Genomic DNA, 18,223 nt, shown 5'->3' on the forward strand with positions numbered 1-18,223 from the left:
GGCGGCCGGGACCGGCCGCCGACGGATCAGGTCAGGTACTCGACGTCGTCGTACAGGATCGGCGCGTCCTCGGCGTCGGGATCCTCGACCGGGACGTCCTCGTGCTCGAGGATGACCGCGACGCCCGGGGAGACCAGCACGCAGACCTCCCGCTCGCCGGCGACCGTGAAGCTCACCATGTCGCCGCGGTTGCGCACGGCCTCGACCAGGCGCTTCTCGAGCTCCTCGGTGTCGAGGGAGACGGCGAGGAGGAAGCGGCGGCCGTCGATGCTGAGCGTGGTGCGCCGCATCGTCGCCTCGGGCTCGGGAGGCGTGCCGCGTCCGCCGCGGCCCGGCGTGACCGCCTTGACCCGCAGCGACGAGGCGTGCATCCGGATGACGGCGTTCACGAGCCCGCCTCCGGGCGCGACTCGTGGTGGCGGCGGCCGCCGGAGCGGCGGTCCTCCTTCATCTCGGACTCGAAGAGGTGGCGGCGTCCGCCTGCGAGCTCGTCGCGCGCGGCGCGCTCCTGCTCCCGGAACGCGGCGTAGTAGGTGTCGTCGTAGTCCTCGACGATCTGGAAGGTCCAGCGCCCCTCGATGACGTTGCGGCCGACGAGCTCGGCCTCGATCCGCTCGGCGGTCGCGGCGTGGCCGGCCTCGCGCAGCGCGTCGACGGCCTCGCCCAGAGCGAGGTCGGCCGCGCCGGTGAGCCGGTGGAAGCCGTAGAGCAGACCGCGGGCGTGCTCGACCGTCTCGAGCGCCTCCGAGAGCTTCCCGAGCGCCGCCACGGTGGCGTCGTCGAGACCCTCCGGGCGCAGGTGCGCGGAGTCGGGGTGGTCGTGTGAGCTGCTCATCCAGGTGAGCTTAGGCCGACCTAAATGCTCTGTGACCCCCTTGCGCCGCCGCCGGGAATGGTTCGTGCCCGGAGCGGCAGGGCGGTCAGGTGCACGTCGCGGAGCACTCCGTCGTCGGCGATGGCCGTCAGGAAGGTGCAGGCCGGCTGGCGCCTCCGATCCGTCGGGGAGCCCGGGTTGAGCAGGCGGAGACCCGCCGGGGAGACGGTGTCCCAGGGGATGTGGCTGTGCCCGAAGACGAGCACGTCGGCACCCGGATGGGCGGCGTCGGCGCGGGTCTCGCGGCCGGTCGCCGCTCCGGTCTCGTGCACCACGCGGACGTCGAGGCCGGCGACGCGGGCGCGCGCGACCTCGGGCAGGCGGGCGCGCAGCGGCTCCGGATCGTTGTTGCCCCACGCGGCCAGCAGGAGCGCCGCCCGCTCCTCCAGCGCGTCCAGTGTCGCCTCGTCGACCCAGTCGCCCGCGTGCACGACCAGGTCGGCCTCGTCGACCGCGCGCCACACCTCGTCCGGGAGGGCCTTCGCCCGCTTCGGGAGGTGCGTGTCGGCGAGCAGGAGGAGGCGGACCGGACCGTCGACCTCGGGTGGAGAGCCGTCGGGGCCGGGCTGGAGCAGGGGCATCAGCGGGCGGGGCCGGGCGTCGGCTCCACTCCGCCGTCGGCGCCGGGCTCGGTCGCGGTGCCGGAGCTGCGGAGGCGGGCGTCGAGCGCCTCGAGGTCGGCGGCGAACCAGAGGTGGTCGCCGCGGTTCGACTCGACGACGAAGGCCTGCAGCGCGCTCGACTCCGCCACCGGCCCGCTGACGTCGCCGAGGATCACCAGCCGCTTGCCGTACGAGACGAACTTCTGCACGAACTCGCCGGCGATGCCGGAGCGCAGGCGGACGAACTCGGGGTCGAGCCGGCCGACGGGCACCACGATCGTCTCGACGTCGCCGCCGTAGGTCTCGCCGATCAGCGCGATCGCGTCGTCCGGGGTCGAGAGCGCGCCTCCGTCGTCGTCGAGGAGCAGGAGGGGGACGCCCTGACGGGTCTCGGTTCTCATCGGGCCAGCCAATCACGTCGGCCGGGGAGAGGCGAGCAGTGCCGTCCGGGCCTCCGCTCGGGGCGTCCCCTCCTGCGCCGGTCGTGCTTGCGGGGACACGCCGATCAGGCGTCCGGACGGGCTGCCCGCACCGCCGCTACGAGCCCGGCAGCTCGACGCGGCGCTTGAAGCCCACGTGCGAGTCGACGAAGCCCAGGCGCAGGTAGAAGCGGTGGGCGTCGGTGCGGGCGGCGTCCGAGGTCAGCTGGACGAGCGGCGTGCGGAGCTCGATCGCAGCGACGTCCAGCACCCAGCGCATCAGGGCCGTGCCGATCCCCGCCGACCGCTCGGCGCTCGCCACCCGGACCGCTTCGACGAGCAGGCGGGAGCTGCCGCGGCGCGCCATCCCGGGGATCACGGTCAGCTGCAGCGTGCCCACCACGGCTCCGGTGCGGTCGATCGCGACCACGAGATCGTTGCCCGGGTCCTGCGCGATGCTCCGGAAGGCGGACTCGTAGGCGGCCCCGTCCTCCTCGGCGGCGACGTCTCCGCGCCCGGCGCTGATCGGGTCGTCGGAGAGGAGCCGGACGAGCGCGGGGAGGTCGTCGAGCACCGCGCGGCGGAGGAGGAGGCTCCTCTCCTCGGGGCCGGCGTCGCAGGGGAGGGTCAGGTCGGCGATCATGCCCTCATCCTCCCGCGGCCGCTCGCTGCTCCACCCCGCGAGCGGTGGTCGGAGGCGGGCAGGACGCGGCTGAGAGCGGCAGGGGGATCCTGGTGCCCGGTCCGCACGTCCACGCGCCGCGTCCCGCAGCCGACGCAGCGGACGTACACGACGACGCCCTCGCTGGTCCGGTGGGCCGACTCGGTCGTCCAGCCGTGCTCGTGCGGATCGACGGCGGGGGCGAGCGGCTCGGAGGGGTGCGGGGAGGGTGTGGAGGTGCGCATGGGAGCCACTGTGCTGTCATGGTCTTATGCAGCTCAACCCTTACGGCGAGTACGCGGTCCTGCTCGCCGCCTCCCTCGCGAACGACTGGCCGTCCGACCGCGAGGGCATCGAGGCTCGAACGCGCGAATACGGCATGACGATGGCCTTCGAGTCCGGCCCGGACGACCACGCCCGGACGCGCGACGTGATCGACGAGTGGCTGGAAGTGGTCGACGCGCCGACTCCGAGCGACCGGGCGACGTCGCTGAACCGCCAGATGGCCGCGATCGCCGCGTATCCGCGCCTGACCGACCACGACGACGAGGGCTGGCACCTGCACTACCGCGACCAGGACCAGTCCCTGGCGCACGTCCTCCACGCCGTCATCGCGGTGGGCACGGCGCTGCACCTGACGACCCGGGGGATGAGCCGCCTCCTGCGGTGCGAGGCCGGTCGGGCGCCGGGCGACCACTGCCGGAACGTCGTCGTCGACGTGACGCGGAACGGCCGGCAGCGGTACTGCTCCGTCCGCTGCGCGAACCGGGCCGCGGTCCGGCGGCACCGCCTGCGGCACGCGGAGTGAGTCCGCGCGGCCCCGTCACTCCGCCGCGTCGCCGCCCGGCTTCATCGAGAACGGGGAGTAGTGGTAGCCGTCGAGGTCGTCGAACTGGCGCTGGTACATGAAGGGGTAGTCGTCGGTGTCGCCGATCCGGCCTCCCGCGGCGGCGGCCCGCTCGACGAGCTCGTCGACGGCCGCGCGGCTGTCGAGGTCGAACGAGACGGTCACCTTCGAGGGGGTGCCGGGGGCGCCGATCAGCTCCTCGGTGGCGCCGACGCTCTCGTACATGGCGCGGCTCGCCAGCATGACGGACGTGTCGGGACCGATCGCGAAGCAGGAGACGTCCTCGCGGGACATCTCGGTGTTCAGGGTCCAGCCGAGCGCGGTGTAGAAGGCGGTGGCGCGCTCGACGTCGTCGACCGGGCAGGTGATGAAGAGGCTCATGCGCTCACCCTCGCCATCCGCGGGCGGGCCGTCAAGAGCTCCGCGAGGGAACTCCGGACGGCCCGCCGGGACTCAGCGGAACGACCGCAGCCGCAGGCTGTTCAGCACGACGAAGACGCTCGAGAACGCCATCGCGGCGCCGGCCACGAGCGGCCCCAGGAGTCCGGCCACCGCGAGCGGGATCGCGGCCACGTTGTAGGCGAAGGCCCAGAAGAGGTTGCCCCGGATGACCGCGAGGGTGCGGCGCCCGAGGCGCAGGGCGTCGGGCACTCGGCCGAGGTCGTCGCCGACGAGCGTGATGTCGCTCGCCTCGATCGCCGCGTCCGATCCGGCGCCCATCGCGATCCCCACGTCCGCGGCGGCCAGCGCGGCGGCGTCGTTCACACCGTCGCCGACGAAGGCGACGTGGCGGCCCTCCGCACGGAGGCGCTCGATCACGGCGAGCTTCTCCTCCGGCAGCACCTCGGCGACGACCTCGTCGATGCCGACGGCCGAGGCGACGGCCTGCGCCGCCCGCGGGTTGTCGCCGGTCAGCACCATCACCCGCAGGCCCCGCTCGCGCAGGGCGCGGACGGTGCGGGACGCCTCCGGCCTCGGCTCGTCGCGGAGGACCGCGAAGCCGCGAAGCGCCCCCTCCCAGCCGACGCCGACGACGGTGCCGCCCTCGGCGGTCGCTCGCTCGGCGCGCTCGGCGAGACCGCCCGGCGCGAAGCCCCACTGCTCCTCCAGCCAGCGCAGCCGGCCGGCGACGACCAGGCGGCCCTCGACCCGGGCGCGCACGCCGAACCCGGTGCTGGAGCGGAATCCGGTCGCCTCGGGGACGTCGAGGTGCGCGGCCCCGGCCACGATCGCTGCGGCGAGCGGATGCTCCGACCCGCGCTCGACGGCGGCGAGCATCCGCAGGCTCTCGTCGTCGCTGGACTCGACGACCTGGAAGGCGCCGGTGGTGAGCGTGCCGGTCTTGTCGAGCACGACCGTGTCGATCCGGCGCCCGGCCTCGAGCACCTCCGGCCCGCGGAGGAGGATCCCGAGCTGGGAGCCGCGGCCGGTGCCGACGAGGACGGCGGTCGGGGTGGCCAGGCCCAGCGCGCACGGGCAGGCGACGACGAGGACGGCGACGGCGGGAGAGACGGCGGCGGCGAGGTCGGCGCCGGCGATCAGCCAGCCGGCGAGGGTGGCCAGGGCGAGCACCACCACGACCGGCACGAAGACGGAGGAGACGCGGTCGGCGAGCCGCTGGATGCGCGCCTTGCCGGCCTGCGCGTCCGAGACGAGACGGCCCATCCGCGCGAGCGTGGTCTCGGAGCCGACGCGGTCGACGCGGACGGTGAGCAGGCCGTGGGCGTTGAGAACTCCGCCGGTCACGGTCGAGCCGGGGCCGACCTCGACCGGCACGCTCTCGCCGGTGAGCATGCTCGCGTCGATCGCGCTCGAGCCCTCGAGCACGGTGCCGTCGGCGGCGACGGTCTCGCCGGGGCGCACGCGGAGGACGTCGCCGACGGCGAGCGAGGACGCGGGCACGCGCTCCTCCTGTCCGTCGGCGGCGACGCGCACGGCGTCCTTCGCGCCGAGGCGGAGGAGCGCCCGGAGCGCCGCACCGGCGTCGCGCTTCGACCGCGCCTCCAGGTAGCGGCCGGCCAGCACGAGGACGGGGACGGCGGCGGCGACCTCGAGGTAGATCTCGTCGTGGCCGGAGCGGCTGCCCAGCAGCTCGAACGGCATGCTCATGCCGGGCCGCCCCGCGTCGCCGAGGAACAGAGCCCAGACCGACCAGGCGAAGGAGGCGCTGACACCGAGGCTGATCAGGGTGTCCATGGTGGTGGAGCCGTGCCGCAGCGCCCGCCAGGCGTTGCGGTGGAAGGGGAGCGCGCCCCAGACCGCGACCGGCGAGGCGAGGGCGAGGCACAGCCACTGCCAGTTCGCGAACTGCAGTGGCGGGATCATCGAGAACAGGACCACCGGTACGGCGAGCAGGGCGGAGACGCGGAGCCGGGTGCGCAGGGCGCGCCGCTCGCGGTCGTCGTCGCTCTGCTCCTCCTGCTCCTCCTGCTCCTCCGCGGGAGCCGCCTCGCCGGTGGAGGGGACCGTCGCGCTGTAGCCCGCGGCCTCGACGGCGGCGATCGCGTCGGCCGGAGTCGTGCCGGGCGGGAGGGTCAGCGTCGCGCGCTCGAGGGCGAGGTTGACGGTCGCGTGGACGCCGGGGAGCGCGTCGAGGCGCTTCTCGACCCGCGCGACGCAGGAGGCGCAGGTCATCCCTCCGATGGCGAGCTCGAGCGGGGTGCCGGTGGTCTCGGCCACGTCAGCTCAGGGGAGCGAGGCGGTAGCCCGCGTCGGCGACGGCGGCGGCGATCTCCTCGCGGCCGAGCGGCCGGGAGGAGCCGACCGTGACGGTCGAGACCCCGTCGGGGGCGAGGGACACGTCGACCGCCGAGACCTCGGGGTAGGCGGCGAGCTCCTCGGTGACGCTGCGGACGCAGTGCTCGCAGGTCATGCCCGCGACGCCGAAGCTCTGCACGGACGCGGCCGACAGGGAACCCTGCGCCGCGTGGCCGGCGTCGGAGCGGCCGGCGCCGCCGTGGCCGCCGCACGCGCAGGCGCCGCCTCCGCCGCAGCCGCACCCTCCCGTCGATCCGCTCGCGGTCAGGCCGAGGTCGATCCTGGTGCTCATGGGTCCTCCTGTGTGGTGCGTCCGGTCCGATCCGGTCGATCGGCCCGGTGGGCGTCCGGTCGGCACGCCGGTCGCGGCATACCCCCGGGGGGTACTCCATGGTAAGCCCGCCGGGCCCTCTCGGCAAGGCGGGAGGGCGGAGGAGGGATGATCTCAGGGGCGGCTCGGAGCCGCGCGAGGAGGGAGGGGCGCATGGATCCCGCATCGACGCCGCACTGGGGCGAGCCCCCGCCGCGCACGCCGCCGGCGGTCCCGCTGCCCCCGCGCACGCGGTTCGAGCCGACGGCGCTGCTCGCCGCGCCCCTGCCCGCCCCGGCCGCCGTCCGGGCCCGGGTCCGCCAGGCCGCCCCGGAGCGGCAGCGCCGGCTGGCGGCGCTCGCCGCGGTCACCGAGGGGTTCGCCGTCCTGCGCACTCCCGAGCTCGCCCGGGCGCTGCGCCGGATCGCGGCACCCGCCTCCGCCGCTCCGGCCGCCGCCGCCGCAGTGCTGGCCGTCGGCCGCGACGGACTCGAGCTCGCCGCCGAGCGCGCGGACGCCCTGCGCATCGCCGAGTGGGATCGGATCGTCTCGGTGGGCGTCGGCACCTCGCCCTCGGGTGCCCACCGGGTCCGCGCGCTGGTCCTGGCGGTCCTCGCGCCGCCGCCCGCCTCCGCCGTCCTGCGTGCGGCGAGGCGGCGCCCGCGCACCGTCCTCGTGCCCCTGGTCGTCGCCGCCCCGGCCGCCCTCGGCTGGCGCGTGGCCGACGACCGCACGTTCCTCCTCGCTCTCGACCGCCTCCAGCGCGCCCTCGAGGAGCGTGACCGGTGAAGGCGCGGTTCCGCTTCGCCCTCGCGGCCGTCGCCGTGCTCGGCCTGGGCCTGGCGCTGCGGTTCGTGCTCACTGGGCTGCTCGCCGACCTCGCCGGCGGAGTGGCCTACGTCGTCCTGGTGGCGCTGCTGATCGCGGTGCTCCTGCCGCGCATCCCGGGCGTGACGGCTGCCGGGATCGCGCTGGCCTGGTCGATCGCGATGGAGCAGCTGCAGGCGATCGGAGTCGCAGCGCGCCTGGTCGAGCTGTGGGCGCCGCTCCGCCTCGTCGTCGGCACCACCTTCTCCTGGCTCGACATCGCGGCCTACGTCCTCGGCGCGGTCGTCGCCGCGGCCGTGCACCTCGCCGTCGCTCCGCGCGAGCAGTCCGCCTGACGGGAGTCCGCGCCCCCCGTCTTCTGTTCGCCCGTCGGCCGGGCTGCCGCGGGGCGTCCCGGCGTCCGCCGAGGCGCCGGCCTCGCCCACCGGACCGCCGAGGTGTTCGTGCGCTCCCCGAGGCGCCGCCGTCCCCGCGGTGCCTCGCCGGCGGACGCGGTGTCTCGCCGCAGGAGCGACGCCGACCGGAGGAGCGACGCCGACCGCCGGAGCGGCGCGGTCCCTCCGCCCCCGCGCCCCTGATTAGGGTGAAGCCATGAGCGAGCCGGCACTCCCCGAGACGACGGCCCCGCGGGCCTCGGCCCCGCACGACCACCGCCGCGACCGGCGCATCCCCGAGCCCGTCGACCGGTTCGCCACCGGCGAGGAGTACCCCGAGTACCGCGTCGACCTGGAGCGGATCCGCTTCTCGCCCTACTTCGCCCGCCTCTCCGCGGTGACCCAGGTCATCTCGCCCTCGGGCGTCGGCCAGGTCGTGCACAACCGGCTCACGCACTCGATCAAGGTCACCGCGGTCGCCCGCGCGATCGCGATGCAGCTGACCACCACCGATCCCGCCCAGCGCGAGCTGGTCGAGCGGCTCGGCGGCTGCGACCCGGTGGTCGTGCAGGCCGCGGCCAGCGCGCACGACCTCGGCCACCCTCCGTTCGGCCACCTCGGCGAGCAGGCGCTCGACCGCCTCGCGCGCGAGCGGCTGGGGCTCGCGGAGGGCTTCGAGGGCAACGCGCAGTCGTTCCGGATCCTCTCCGAGCTCGACGTCTGCGAGACGGTGGAGGTGGGGCTGAACCTCACCGCCGCCTCCCGAGCCGCCGTGCTCAAGTACCCGTGGGGGCGGACGGTCCACCGCCCCGGCATCGACTCCGCCGACCCGACCGAGCTGCCCCGCGGCTCGACCGCCAGCCGGTGGGAGACCGCTCCGCCGAAGTTCTCGGCGTACACCCTCGACCTCGACGACCTGCTCGACGCCCGCTCCGGCTTCGCCGCGATCGCCCCCTGGCAGCAGACCCTCGAGTGCTCGGTGATGGACGTCGCCGACGACATCGCCTACTCGCTGCACGACCTCGACGACTTCTACCGCGCGGGAGTGCTGCAGCAGGCGGCCGTCGCCGTGGAGTTCCGCGCGTTCCTCCGCGAGCAGAACGCGCTCGCCGCCCTCGACGCCGAGGAGCTGTGGGCGCGCGCCCCCGGGCACTCGCTCGAGATGCTCCGCCGGAGGCTCGTGGCCCGCGACCCGTGGATCGCGAGCGACGAGCACTTCCGCGCCTCCGTGGAGCGGGTGTCGACCGAGCTGGTCGAGGGGCTCCTCGCGCTCCCGTTCGACGGATCGACGCGCACCGAGCGCGCGATCGAGGCCTTCGTCTCCTCCTGGATCGGCCGCCTGCAGCGCTCCGTGGTGGTGCTCGCCGAGCCGAACGTGCGCTCGGGCCACCTCTCCCTCCTCCCCGACGCCTGGCACGACGTGGCCGTGCTGAAGTTCGTGCACACCCGCTTCGTGATCGACCGGCCGGACTTCGCCACCTACCAGCGCGGCCAGTCGCAGGTGCTCGAGACGCTGGTGACCCACCTCGACGCCTGGCTCGAGGATCCGCGCGACGGCTCGCGAGCCCCGCAGAAGCTGCTCGACCTGATCGAGCTCGCGACCGACGGCTACTTCCGCCTGCGCGCCGACCACCCCGACTGGCTCCCGTCGGACGAGCGCGGCCGGCCGACCTCCGACCCGGCCGCGCTGCAGCGGCTCGGCCGGGGGCGCGGTGTGGTCGACTACGTCGCGACCCTGACCGACGAGCAGGCGATGGCGCTCGCCGCCCGCCTCCGCGGCGATCGCGAGCCGTGGGCGATGGGGACCTGACGCCCCGGCGGGTGGGTTGACACCGCGCGTCGCGTGTGGCCTCGGCGGCTCCTCGCCCGTCGTTCCGGGGGAGGAGCCCCCGCCCGGCCGCCGAGGACGCGTTCCGCGACCGCCCAGCGGGCGTCCAGGAAGCGCAGCCTGAACGACAGCGTAAAATCACGGAGGCACATGCCAGGATCGACAACTCGACAGGGAGTTCCGTTGGACGGAAACGCAACGACCACGCACCGCAACGTCGCATTGCTGTCCGTCGCGACCACGCTGGCTCCGCGCGTGACCACCTCGGCCGAGATCGAGGCGCGGCTCGCTCCGGCGCTCAAGCGCCTGCGGCTCCCCACCGGGCTCCTCCAGCGCGTCGCCGGAGTGCACGAGCGCCGCAACTGGGGCACCGAGCAGGGCTTCGACGGAGCGGCGATCGACGCGGGCAAGCGCGCTCTCGCCGAGGCCGGCGTCCGCGCCGACCAGATCGGCCTGATCATCAACACGTCGGTGACCCGCAAGCACCTCGAGCCCTCGGTCGCCGTGCGCCTGCACCACGGGCTCGGCCTGCCCTCGTCGGCCATCAACTTCGACATCGCGAACGCGTGCCTCGGCTTCGTCAACGGCATGACCCTCGCCGCGCAGCTGATCGACTCCGGCCAGATCCGCTACGCGCTCATCATCGACGGCGAGGACGCCGACGAGATCCAGGTCAACACCATCGAGCGCCTGAGCCGCGAGGGCGTCAAGCGCAAGGACTTCATGAGCGAGTTCGCGAGCCTGACCCTCGGCTCCGGCGCCGCCGCGGCCGTCCTCGGCCCGGCCGACGAGCACCCCAAGGGCCACCGCATCCTCGGCGGCATCACCCGCGCGGCCACGCAGTTCAACGAGCTCTGCGTCGGCAGCGTCGACGGCATGTTCACGGACGCGAAGGCGCTGCTCAAGGGCGGCATGGAGCTCGTCCTCTCGGCGTGGAAGGAGGCCACCCGCGACTGGAACTGGAGCGGGATGGACCGCTACATCACGCACCAGGTGTCGGACGTGCACACCGACGCCCTGGTGAAGGCGGTCGGCATCGACCGCAGCCGCGTCCCCACGACCTACCCCACCCTCGGCAACGTCGGCCCGGCGTCGATCCCGATCACCCTGGCCCAGGAGGCCGAGACCCTGCAGCCGGGCAACCGGGTGCTGCTCATCGGAGTGGGCTCGGGCATCAACACCGCGATGCTCGAGATCGCCTGGTGACCGCGCCCCACCCGGCCGAGCGGATCCGCGGAGCGCTCGGCTCCACGGCCGCCGCGCAGCTGCCCCCGGCCGGGCTCGACGGGCTCGATCCCGCGTGGTCGCGCCTCGTCGACGCTCCGGACGCCCAGGGCGTGCCGCGCCGCTGGCACCTGCTCGACACGGGCGAGGCCCTCGGCACGGAGCCCGTCGGCACCGTCCTCTGCGTGCACGGCAACCCCACCTGGTCCTACCTCTGGCGCCGCCTCGCGGCCGCCACGCTCGAGTCGGCCCGCAGCGGAGGCCCCGCCTGGCGGGTGGTCGCTGTCGACCAGCTCGAGATGGGCTTCTCCGAGCGGACCGGCGCCCTGCACACGCTCGCCGACCGCGTGCGCGAGCTCTCCAACCTCACCGACGTGCTCGGCCTCGACGACGTGGTCACCCTCGGCCACGACTGGGGCGGAGTCGTCTCGCTGGGCTGGGCGGTCGACCACCCGGAGCAGCTGCGCGCCACGATGCTCCTGAACACCGCGATCCACCAGAGCGCCGACGAGCCGATCCCGGCCCCGCTCCGGCTCGCGCTCGCCTCGGGTGTGCTCGGCGCCTCGACGGTCGGCACGCCGGCCTTCCTCGAGACGACCCTCGCGCTGGGGCACCCGGCGCTGCCCTCCGCGGTGAAGGAGGGGTACCGCGCGCCCTACCGGTCCGCGTCGCGCCGCGGCGGAGTGGGCGGCTTCGTCGCCGACATCCCGGTCGACTCCGCCCACCCGAGCGACCCGGAGCTGCAGCGCATCGCCGAGGGCGTCAGCGCCCTGACGACGCCGGCCCTGATGCTCTGGGGCCCGCTGGACCCGATCTTCTCCGACCGCTACCTCGACGACCTCGTCGACCGCCTCCCGCACGCGCAGGTCCACCGCTACGAGGGAGCGGGCCACCTGGTGGCCGAGGACGTCGACTACTCGTCCGCCGTCCTCACCTGGCTGGGCGACCTCTCCGACGGCGAGGAGCCGTTCGGCGGCGACCCCGCCCCCGACGTCCGCCGCCCGACCGCGCCGGTCGAGCCGCTCTGGGCGCACCTCGACCGCAACGCGCAGGACGACTCGCTCGCCCTGGTCGAGATGGCGCCTCCCGGAGGCGGCGGGCCCCGCTCGGTCTCGTGGCGCCTGCTCTCGCAGCGGGTCCGCGAGCTCGCCGCCGGGCTCCGCGCCTCCGGCGTCTCCCCGGGCGACCGCGTCTCGCTCCTCGTGCCGCCCGGTGCCGACCTGACGGCGCTGCTCTACGCGTGCCTGCGCATCGGAGCCGTCGTGGTCGTCGCCGACGCGGGCCTGGGCCTGCGCGGTCTCACCCGCGCGGTCCGCGGTGCCTGGCCGGATCTGGTGGTCGGCGCCCTGCCCGGCCTCACCGTCGCGCGGGCCCTCCGCTGGCCCGGCGGCCGGGTCTCGACGCAGACCCTGCCCCGCGCCTCCGCTTCGGCCCTCGGGGTCGACACCTCGCTCGGGCAGCTGATCGAGCTCGGCCGCGCCGAGCTGGCCGCCGACCCGGAGGCGCTGGGCGAGGCGCCCGCCGCCGACGCCGTGGCCGCGATCCTGTTCACCTCCGGCTCGACCGGCCCCGCCAAGGGCGTCGTCTACACGCACCGCCAGCTCGCCGGCGTCCGCGACGCGCTCGCCCGCCAGTACGGGATCGGACCGGGCACAGGGCTCGTCGCGGGCTTCGCGCCGTTCGCTCTGCTGGGCCCCGCGCTGGGCACGCGCTCCGCGACTCCGGACATGGACGTCACCGCGCCCCGGACGCTCACCGCGGCCGCCGTCGCCGCGGCCGCCGCCCGGGTCGACGCGACCGTGCTGTTCCTCTCGCCGGCCGCACTGGCCAACGTCGTGGCCACCGCCGGCGCGCTCGGCACTGACGACCACCGCGCCCTCGCCGGCGTGCGCACCTTCCTCTCGGCCGGCGCCCCCGTCTCGGCGGGACTGCTCGGCGAGGCGCAGGCGCTCATGCCGAACGCCTCCGCTCGCACTCCCTACGGCATGACCGAGGGGCTGCTGCTCACCGACGCGTCGCTGGAGGGCATCCGCGAGGCCGCGTCCGACGACGATCCGCGCGGAGGCGTCTGCGTGGGCGTGCCCGCCGCGGGCGTCCGGCTGCGGATCGCCCCGCTCGACGCCGACGGCCGCGCCGCGGACGAGCCGGAGGAGATCACCGGCACGACCGGCGAGATCGTCGTCTCGGCCGGTCACGTCGAGGACCACTACGAGCGCCTCTGGCTCACCGACCGTGCCGCCCGCGTCGGCGCCGTCCCGGGTGAGCGCTGGCACCGCACCGGGGACGTCGGGCGGATCGACTCCGCCGGCCGCCTCTGGGTCGAGGGCAGGGTGCCGCACGTTGTCGTCACGCCCGACGGTGTGGTCACGCCGGTCGGACCGGAGCAGCGGATCGAGGCGCGCGTCGCCTCGGTCGCCCGCGCCGCGATCGTCGGAGCCGGCCCGCGCGGAGTCGCGCAGCTGGTCACCGTGGTCGAGCTGCGCTCGGGCGCGCGCCGCGTGGTGCTGGCCGAGGAGGCCCTCGCCGCCGAGGTGCGCGCGGCCGTCGACCGGCCCGTCGCCGCGGTGCTGGTCGTCCCGGCGCTGCCCACCGACATCCGCCACAACTCCAAGATCGACCGGGCCGCGCTCTCGCGCTGGGCCGAGGGCGTGCTCGCCGGCGGCCGGATGGTGGCGCCGTGAGGGTCCTGGTCACCGGCGCGAGCGGCCTGCTCGGCGGTGCGGTGGCCGCGGGCCTCGTCGCCCAGGGGCACGAGGTCCGCACCTTCCAGCGCCGGCCCTCCGGGGTCGCGGGCGTCGAGGAGGCGCGTGGCTCGCTGACGGATCCGCGCGCGGTCGAGGAGGCCGTCGACGCGGCCGAGGGCGTCGTCCACCTCGCCGCGAAGGTCTCGCTCGCCGGCGATCCGGGCGACTTCGACCGTGTGAACATCGACGGCACCCGGCGTCTGCTCGCCGCCGCCGCCCGCGCCGGCGTGAGCCGCTTCGTCCAGATCTCGTCGCCCTCCGTCGCCCACTCCGGCTCCTCGATCACCGGCGACGACGCCGAACCCGCCGATCCGGACCGGGCCCGCGGCGACTACGCGCGCACCAAGGCCCGCGCCGAGCTGCTGGCCCTCGCTGCCGACGCCCCCGGCTTCGCGGTGGTCGCCGTGCGCCCGCACCTGGTCTGGGGTCCGGGCGACACCCAGCTCGTCGCCCGCATCGTCGAGCGGGCGCGCGCCGGCCGTCTGCCGCTCCTCGGGCACGGCCAGGCGCTGATCGACTCCACCTACATCGACAACGCCGCCTCGGCGATCGTCGCCGCTCTCGGGCGGGCGGAGGAGGTGCACGGCCGCTCCTACGTCGTCACCAACGGCGAGCCGCGCCCGGTCGCCGAGCTGCTCGCCGGGATCTGCCGCGCCTCGGGCGTCGAGCCGCCGCGCTGGTCCGTCCCCGCCTCCGTCGCCCGCGCCGCGGGCTCGCTCGTCGAGCGCGTGTGGGCCGTGCGGCCCGGCGCCGACGAGCCGCCGATGACCCGCTTCCTCGCCGAGCAGCTCTCGACCGCGCACTGGTTCGACCAGCGCCGCACGCGCGCCGATCTGCAGTGGAGCCCTTCGGTCACCCTCGACGAGGGACTGGCCCGTCTGTCCGCCGCCCGCTGAGGCGCCGGCTCCCGAGACAGAGGAACGGACGGGACCCCGTCGCCGAGGCGAGGGGTCCCGTCCGTCCGGGGGCTCCCGCGACGGATCGCGGGAGGGGAGCCGAGGTCAGTCGGCGAGGATGAGATACAGCGCGCGACGGGTCTCGTCGAGCTTAGCGGACGCGGCGGCGCGCTGCGCCTCGGTCGCTCCGCGGAACTGCTGCACGACGCCCATCAGCTTGCCGACGTTCTCCATGAAGGCGCGATCGGCGTCGCTCGCGCCGGGAGTGGCCTCCCAGGCCGCGTCGAGCTCGTCGGCGTGCTCGCGCACGTAGGTGCCGCCCGCGTCCGTGAGCTGGTACTCGGTGCCGCGGCCCTCGCCGACGGCCGTGATGAGGCCCTCGTCGACGAGCTGCTGGAGGGTGGGGTAGACGGAGCCGGGGCTGGGACGCCACGATCCGTTCGTCTTCTCGGCGATGGCCTTGATCAGGCCGTAGCCGTTCGAGGACTTCTCGGAGAGGAGGGAGAGGAGGGCCGCGCGGACGTCACCGCGTCGGGCGCGTCCTCCGCCGCGGCCGAAGGGGCCGCCGAAGCCGGGGCCGAAGCCCGGGCCGAAGCCGAAGCCGGGCCCGAAGCCGCGGCCGTGACCGCCGGGTCCGCGGCGCTGTCCGCGGCCGGGGTGCTCGTGGCGGGAGGAGTGGTCGCCGTCGCAGGAGTCGCGGCGGTCGTCGGAGAAGAAGGTCCTGGAGTTCATGGGTGTGCTGCTCTCTGTCGTGAGGGGATCCCTTTCGATCGGATCCGGTCGCCCGTCGGGAGCGGCTGCTCCCGATCTGTCGGCGATGGAGTAACGATATATCGGTGACGGATCGGATGTCAACACCTGAATTGCCCGTAGCCTGGGAGCTCCCCGTCGATCGAGAGGTCCCGCATGCCGCGTCCCGACTCCGAGCTCGAGGCGTACCTCGACTCCTCCCTCCTCGCCGGGGACGTCCTCACCGGCCGCGCGAGCAACCTCGGCAACCTGCGCGGCCTCGCCGCCCGCGAGCCCGCGCACCTCTACGGGGTGGACGTGGCCGAGGACTGGACGTTCGAGAGACTGCTCGCGCTGATGGGGGAGCGCGTGGGGATCAGCACCGACCCCTCCTTCGAGAGCGGGCAGGACCGGATCGACGCCCGCCTGACGGTCGCGGGGCTCGCCCGCTACCGCGAGCGGTTCGCCGCCGCTGTCCGCGAGGGGGCGCTCCTCCTGTTCGCCACCGCGCACCCCGCGACCCTGATGGACGTCTACCGCCGCTTCGCTGCTGCCGCGACGGAGCGGGGCGCCCGCGTGATCGACGTGAACGCGCTCCCGTTCGCCGCCCCCGACGGCATCCGCGTGCCTCTCGCGGACGAGCACCAGGCCCTGTGGTGCACCGGCGGGGTCACCTGCGTCTACCGCGGGGGAGGGCTGCAGCACACGCACTCGCCGGAGCCGATGGAAGCGCTGCTCGACCGCCTCGACGAGCTCGGCGTCCGCCCCGACCTGGTCGTCGCCGACCACGGCTTCGCGGGCGCGGCCGGCCGGCGGGGGCTGCCGGTCATCGCGATCGCGGACTGCAACGACCCGGCGGTATTCGTCGCCGAGGCGCAGGGCTCGATCGAGGTGGTCGTCCCGATCGACGACGGGCTGGCCGTCCACCTCTACGAGCCGGTGATCGACTTCGTCCTCCGCGCCCTCTCGGAGCCCGCGCGCACCTGACGGCTCGTAGAATCGCCTTCGGCTCGTCGCGATCCCGGATCCGACGGGCCGACCGTTTTCGCGAGTCCCCGCACTCGCCCACCACTGCAGACGGAGCATCCGTGACCCAGCCCCACGACGGCCTCCTCCCGCGCTTCGCCGTCGGCGTCGACATCGGGGGGACGTCGATCAAGGCGTCCCTCGTCGACGTCACCACCGGCGAGCGGGCGGCTCGGCGCTTCGCGGTCGCGAACCCGCTGGGCAAGGAGCCCGAGGACTTCGCCGAGGCGATCGCCGGCATCGTCCGGGACGTCTCGCCGATCGCGGGCACGCCCGTGGGCGTCGGCTTCCCCGGGATCGTCCGCGGCGGCGTCGTCCGCCAGACCACCCACGTCTCGCAGCGCTGGGTCGGGCTCGACGCGCAGGCCCTCCTCTCGGAGGCGACCGGGGTCGACGTCGTCGTCGTCAACGACGCGGACGCGGCGGGGGTCGCCGAGCGCGAGTTCGGGGCCATGCGCGGACGCGAGGGCCTCCTCCTGCTGACCACCCTCGGCACCGGCATCGGGACGGCGCTCGTCCACGAGGGCGTGGTGATCCCCAACTCCGAGCTCGGTCACCTGCACATCGACGGTCCCGACTTCGAGCCGAAGGTCGGCTTCTCGGCCGTCCGCCGCGAGGGCATCACCCTCGAGGAGTGGGCGGGTCGCCTCAGCGTCTACTACCGGCACCTCGAGATGCTGCTCTCGCCGCAGCTGTTCGTGATCGGCGGCGCGGCGGCGCACGTCTTCGACGAGTTCGCCCGCTTCCTCGACATCGGCACCGAGATCGTCCCCGCCCGCTTCGGCAACGACGCCGGATTCACGGGCGCCGCAATGGTCGCCGTCTCGCCCGACCGCCTCGCGCCCTGGTACCGCTCCACCCGCGGCGCCCGCCTCGACCCCGGGGCCCCCGCCATCGCCGACTGACCCCCTCCCTGCACCGAGGGAGCCCCGACCCGTCGAGGTAATCCGGCGGAGCGGGGTCCCTCGACGGTCCGGGGTTCCCTCAGCGGGCCGATAGGCCGCGGTAGACGGCGTCCAGCCGGGCGGCGGCGGCCGGCCAGGAGTGGGCGGCCGCCCAGTCGACGCCGCCGCGGCCGAGACGCGCCAGCTCACCGGGCGAGCCCAGCAGGGTCAGGATCGCCTCGGCCCACGCCGCGGGGGAGTCGGAGTCGAGCAGCACGCCGCTCCCGCCGTCGCGCACCGCGTCCACCAGGCCGGTCGTCCTGCGCGCGAGCACGGGAGTGCCGCTGCCGGCCGCCTCGAGCGCGATCAGCCCGAAGGTCTCGGCCGCCGAGGGCACGAGCGCCAGCTGCGCACTCCGGAGCCGCTCCGCCACCCGGTCGCGGTCGGCGGCCCCCTCGATCAGCACGCGGTCTCCCAGCGGAGCCGCCACGGCGCGCACCGCGTCGAGGTACGACTCCCGGCCCGGTGCCGCCCCGCCCACCAGCCGCAGCACCGGCCGCTCCGCCGGCGCCATCGCCGCGAGCGCCTCGACCGCCAGCAGCTGCCCCTTGAGCGGCTGCACCCGGCCGATCAGGACGACTCCGGAGCGCTCGCCGCCGCCCGGGCGGAACCGCGCGTCGACTCCGGGCGGCACCACGACCACCCGGTCCGGATCCGCGCCGTACCCGCTGACGACGTCCTCCCGCTCCGAGGCGCCCGCCACCACGATCGCGTCGGCGGAGGCGAGCACGGAGTGCTCCGCGTCGATCCGCTGCTGCGGCTCCGCGACGTCGCCCGGGGCGAGCCGGGCGTTCTTCGCGAGCGAGCCCGAGTGCATCGAGTGCACGTGCGGCCTGCCGGTGAGCGCCCCCGCGAGGCCCGACACCCAGTAGTGGGAGTGCACGACGTCGGCCCCCTCCGCGGCGCGCGCGAACTGCGGCGCCGCGGCCGCCAGCGCGTACTTGTCGCCCGCCGGCACCGGCACGCCGACCACTCGCACACCCGGCGCGAGCATGCGGACGCCCTCGCCGCGGGTCAGCACCTCGATCTCCCAGCCGAGCGCAGCCAGCTCCGGGAGCACCGCCGCGAGGTACACGTTCATCCCGCCCGCGTCGCCCGTCGACGGCTGCTCGAGCGGGGAGGTGTGCGCCGAGACGACGGCCAGACGGGGCATCCCTCCA

At 75.2% G+C, this 18,223-nt stretch carries 20 protein-coding genes; 9 read left to right on the plus strand and 11 right to left on the minus strand.

Annotated elements, in window-relative coordinates:
* Positions 1–26: 26 nt before the first annotated feature.
* The 6 genes from C5C36_RS05575 to C5C36_RS05600 form a co-directional block, all read right to left on the minus strand.
* Complete coding sequence (locus C5C36_RS05575) at positions 27–389, minus strand: hypothetical protein (RefSeq protein WP_104224172.1); 363 nt, start codon at positions 387–389, stop codon at positions 27–29.
* The gene (locus C5C36_RS05580; protein ID WP_104224173.1) at positions 386–835 is read right to left on the minus strand and encodes a hypothetical protein; all 450 of its coding nucleotides are present in this window, start codon (positions 833–835) and stop codon (positions 386–388) included. Before C5C36_RS05580 ends, C5C36_RS05575 begins: the two co-directional genes overlap by 4 nt.
* A 20-nt stretch (positions 836–855) precedes the next feature.
* Positions 856–1,455, minus strand: a complete 600-nt coding sequence (locus C5C36_RS05585; RefSeq protein WP_104262382.1) for a metallophosphoesterase — start codon at positions 1,453–1,455, stop codon at positions 856–858.
* Entirely contained in the window at positions 1,455–1,877 is a 423-nt protein-coding gene (locus tag C5C36_RS05590; protein ID WP_104262383.1) for a DUF4180 domain-containing protein, read from the minus strand. Before C5C36_RS05590 ends, C5C36_RS05585 begins: the two co-directional genes overlap by 1 nt.
* Positions 1,878–2,013: 136 nt before the next feature.
* Complete coding sequence (locus C5C36_RS05595) at positions 2,014–2,538, minus strand: GNAT family N-acetyltransferase (protein ID WP_104262384.1); 525 nt, start codon at positions 2,536–2,538, stop codon at positions 2,014–2,016.
* Complete coding sequence (locus C5C36_RS05600) at positions 2,535–2,801, minus strand: hypothetical protein (protein WP_104247006.1); 267 nt, start codon at positions 2,799–2,801, stop codon at positions 2,535–2,537. The genes C5C36_RS05595 and C5C36_RS05600 overlap by 4 nt, the downstream gene beginning before the upstream one ends.
* Positions 2,802–2,827: 26 nt before the next feature.
* Here C5C36_RS05600 and C5C36_RS05605 point away from each other — a divergent pair, with 26 nt between their 5' ends.
* On the plus strand, positions 2,828–3,364 hold the full coding sequence (locus C5C36_RS05605; RefSeq protein ID WP_104262385.1) for a CGNR zinc finger domain-containing protein: 537 nt from the start codon (positions 2,828–2,830) through the stop codon (positions 3,362–3,364).
* A 15-nt stretch (positions 3,365–3,379) separates the two neighbouring features.
* Here the strand turns inward: C5C36_RS05605 and C5C36_RS05610 are convergent, their stop codons facing one another.
* The 3 genes from C5C36_RS05610 to C5C36_RS18000 all read right to left on the minus strand — a co-directional run bounded on the left by C5C36_RS05610 (position 3,380) and on the right by C5C36_RS18000 (position 6,452).
* The gene (locus C5C36_RS05610; RefSeq protein ID WP_104247008.1) at positions 3,380–3,784 is read right to left on the minus strand and encodes a VOC family protein; all 405 of its coding nucleotides are present in this window, start codon (positions 3,782–3,784) and stop codon (positions 3,380–3,382) included.
* Positions 3,785–3,856: 72 nt separating this feature from the next.
* On the minus strand, positions 3,857–6,082 hold the full coding sequence (locus C5C36_RS05615) for a cation-translocating P-type ATPase (protein WP_258068953.1): 2,226 nt from the start codon (positions 6,080–6,082) through the stop codon (positions 3,857–3,859).
* Position 6,083: 1 nt separating this feature from the next.
* Positions 6,084–6,452 carry a heavy-metal-associated domain-containing protein gene (locus tag C5C36_RS18000; RefSeq protein WP_104233449.1) on the minus strand — a complete coding sequence of 123 codons (369 nt, stop codon included), beginning with the start codon at positions 6,450–6,452 and terminating at the stop codon, positions 6,084–6,086.
* A 192-nt stretch (positions 6,453–6,644) separates the two neighbouring features.
* Between C5C36_RS18000 and C5C36_RS05625 the strand changes: the two genes are divergently transcribed.
* The 6 genes from C5C36_RS05625 to C5C36_RS05650 all read left to right on the plus strand — a co-directional run bounded on the left by C5C36_RS05625 (position 6,645) and on the right by C5C36_RS05650 (position 14,364).
* Complete coding sequence (locus C5C36_RS05625; RefSeq protein WP_104262386.1) at positions 6,645–7,259, plus strand: hypothetical protein; 615 nt, start codon at positions 6,645–6,647, stop codon at positions 7,257–7,259.
* Positions 7,256–7,633 carry a DUF2809 domain-containing protein gene (locus C5C36_RS05630; RefSeq protein ID WP_104262387.1) on the plus strand — a complete coding sequence of 126 codons (378 nt, stop codon included), beginning with the start codon at positions 7,256–7,258 and terminating at the stop codon, positions 7,631–7,633. Before C5C36_RS05625 ends, C5C36_RS05630 begins: the two co-directional genes overlap by 4 nt.
* 256 nt (positions 7,634–7,889) lie before the next feature.
* Positions 7,890–9,482 carry a deoxyguanosinetriphosphate triphosphohydrolase family protein gene (locus tag C5C36_RS05635; RefSeq protein ID WP_104224182.1) on the plus strand — a complete coding sequence of 531 codons (1,593 nt, stop codon included), beginning with the start codon at positions 7,890–7,892 and terminating at the stop codon, positions 9,480–9,482.
* 168 nt (positions 9,483–9,650) lie between these two features.
* Positions 9,651–10,706 (plus strand): 3-oxoacyl-ACP synthase III, encoded by a 1,056-nt coding sequence (locus C5C36_RS05640; RefSeq protein ID WP_104225938.1) that lies wholly within the window; start codon positions 9,651–9,653, stop codon positions 10,704–10,706.
* Positions 10,703–13,405: an alpha/beta fold hydrolase gene (locus C5C36_RS05645; protein ID WP_258072207.1), complete on the plus strand. Its 2,703-nt coding sequence runs from the start codon at positions 10,703–10,705 to the stop codon at positions 13,403–13,405. Before C5C36_RS05640 ends, C5C36_RS05645 begins: the two co-directional genes overlap by 4 nt.
* Positions 13,402–14,364, plus strand: coding sequence for an NAD(P)-dependent oxidoreductase (locus C5C36_RS05650; RefSeq protein ID WP_104224184.1), 963 nt, complete (start codon positions 13,402–13,404; stop codon positions 14,362–14,364). Before C5C36_RS05645 ends, C5C36_RS05650 begins: the two co-directional genes overlap by 4 nt.
* A gap of 105 nt (positions 14,365–14,469) precedes the next feature.
* On the opposite strand, the gene C5C36_RS05655 is transcribed toward C5C36_RS05650, so the two are convergent.
* Positions 14,470–15,096, minus strand: a complete 627-nt coding sequence (locus C5C36_RS05655) for a PadR family transcriptional regulator (protein ID WP_104224185.1) — start codon at positions 15,094–15,096, stop codon at positions 14,470–14,472.
* Between the two features lie 174 nt (positions 15,097–15,270).
* On the opposite strand from C5C36_RS05655, the gene C5C36_RS05660 reads away from it, so the two are divergent.
* On the plus strand, positions 15,271–16,080 hold the full coding sequence (locus C5C36_RS05660; protein WP_104309399.1) for a phosphatase: 810 nt from the start codon (positions 15,271–15,273) through the stop codon (positions 16,078–16,080).
* A 101-nt stretch (positions 16,081–16,181) separates the two neighbouring features.
* A complete protein-coding gene (locus tag C5C36_RS05665) occupies positions 16,182–17,024 on the plus strand; it encodes an ROK family protein (RefSeq protein ID WP_258061252.1) in 843 nt (280 codons plus the stop codon).
* Positions 17,025–17,103: 79 nt separating this feature from the next.
* Here the strand turns inward: C5C36_RS05665 and C5C36_RS05670 are convergent, their stop codons facing one another.
* A complete protein-coding gene (locus C5C36_RS05670; RefSeq protein WP_104309400.1) occupies positions 17,104–18,216 on the minus strand; it encodes a glycosyltransferase in 1,113 nt (370 codons plus the stop codon).
* Between the last annotated feature and the right edge of the window lie 7 nt (positions 18,217–18,223).

It is taken from the genome of Rathayibacter sp. AY1G1 (assembly GCF_002932095.1).
GTDB lineage: Bacteria > Actinomycetota > Actinomycetes > Actinomycetales > Microbacteriaceae > Rathayibacter.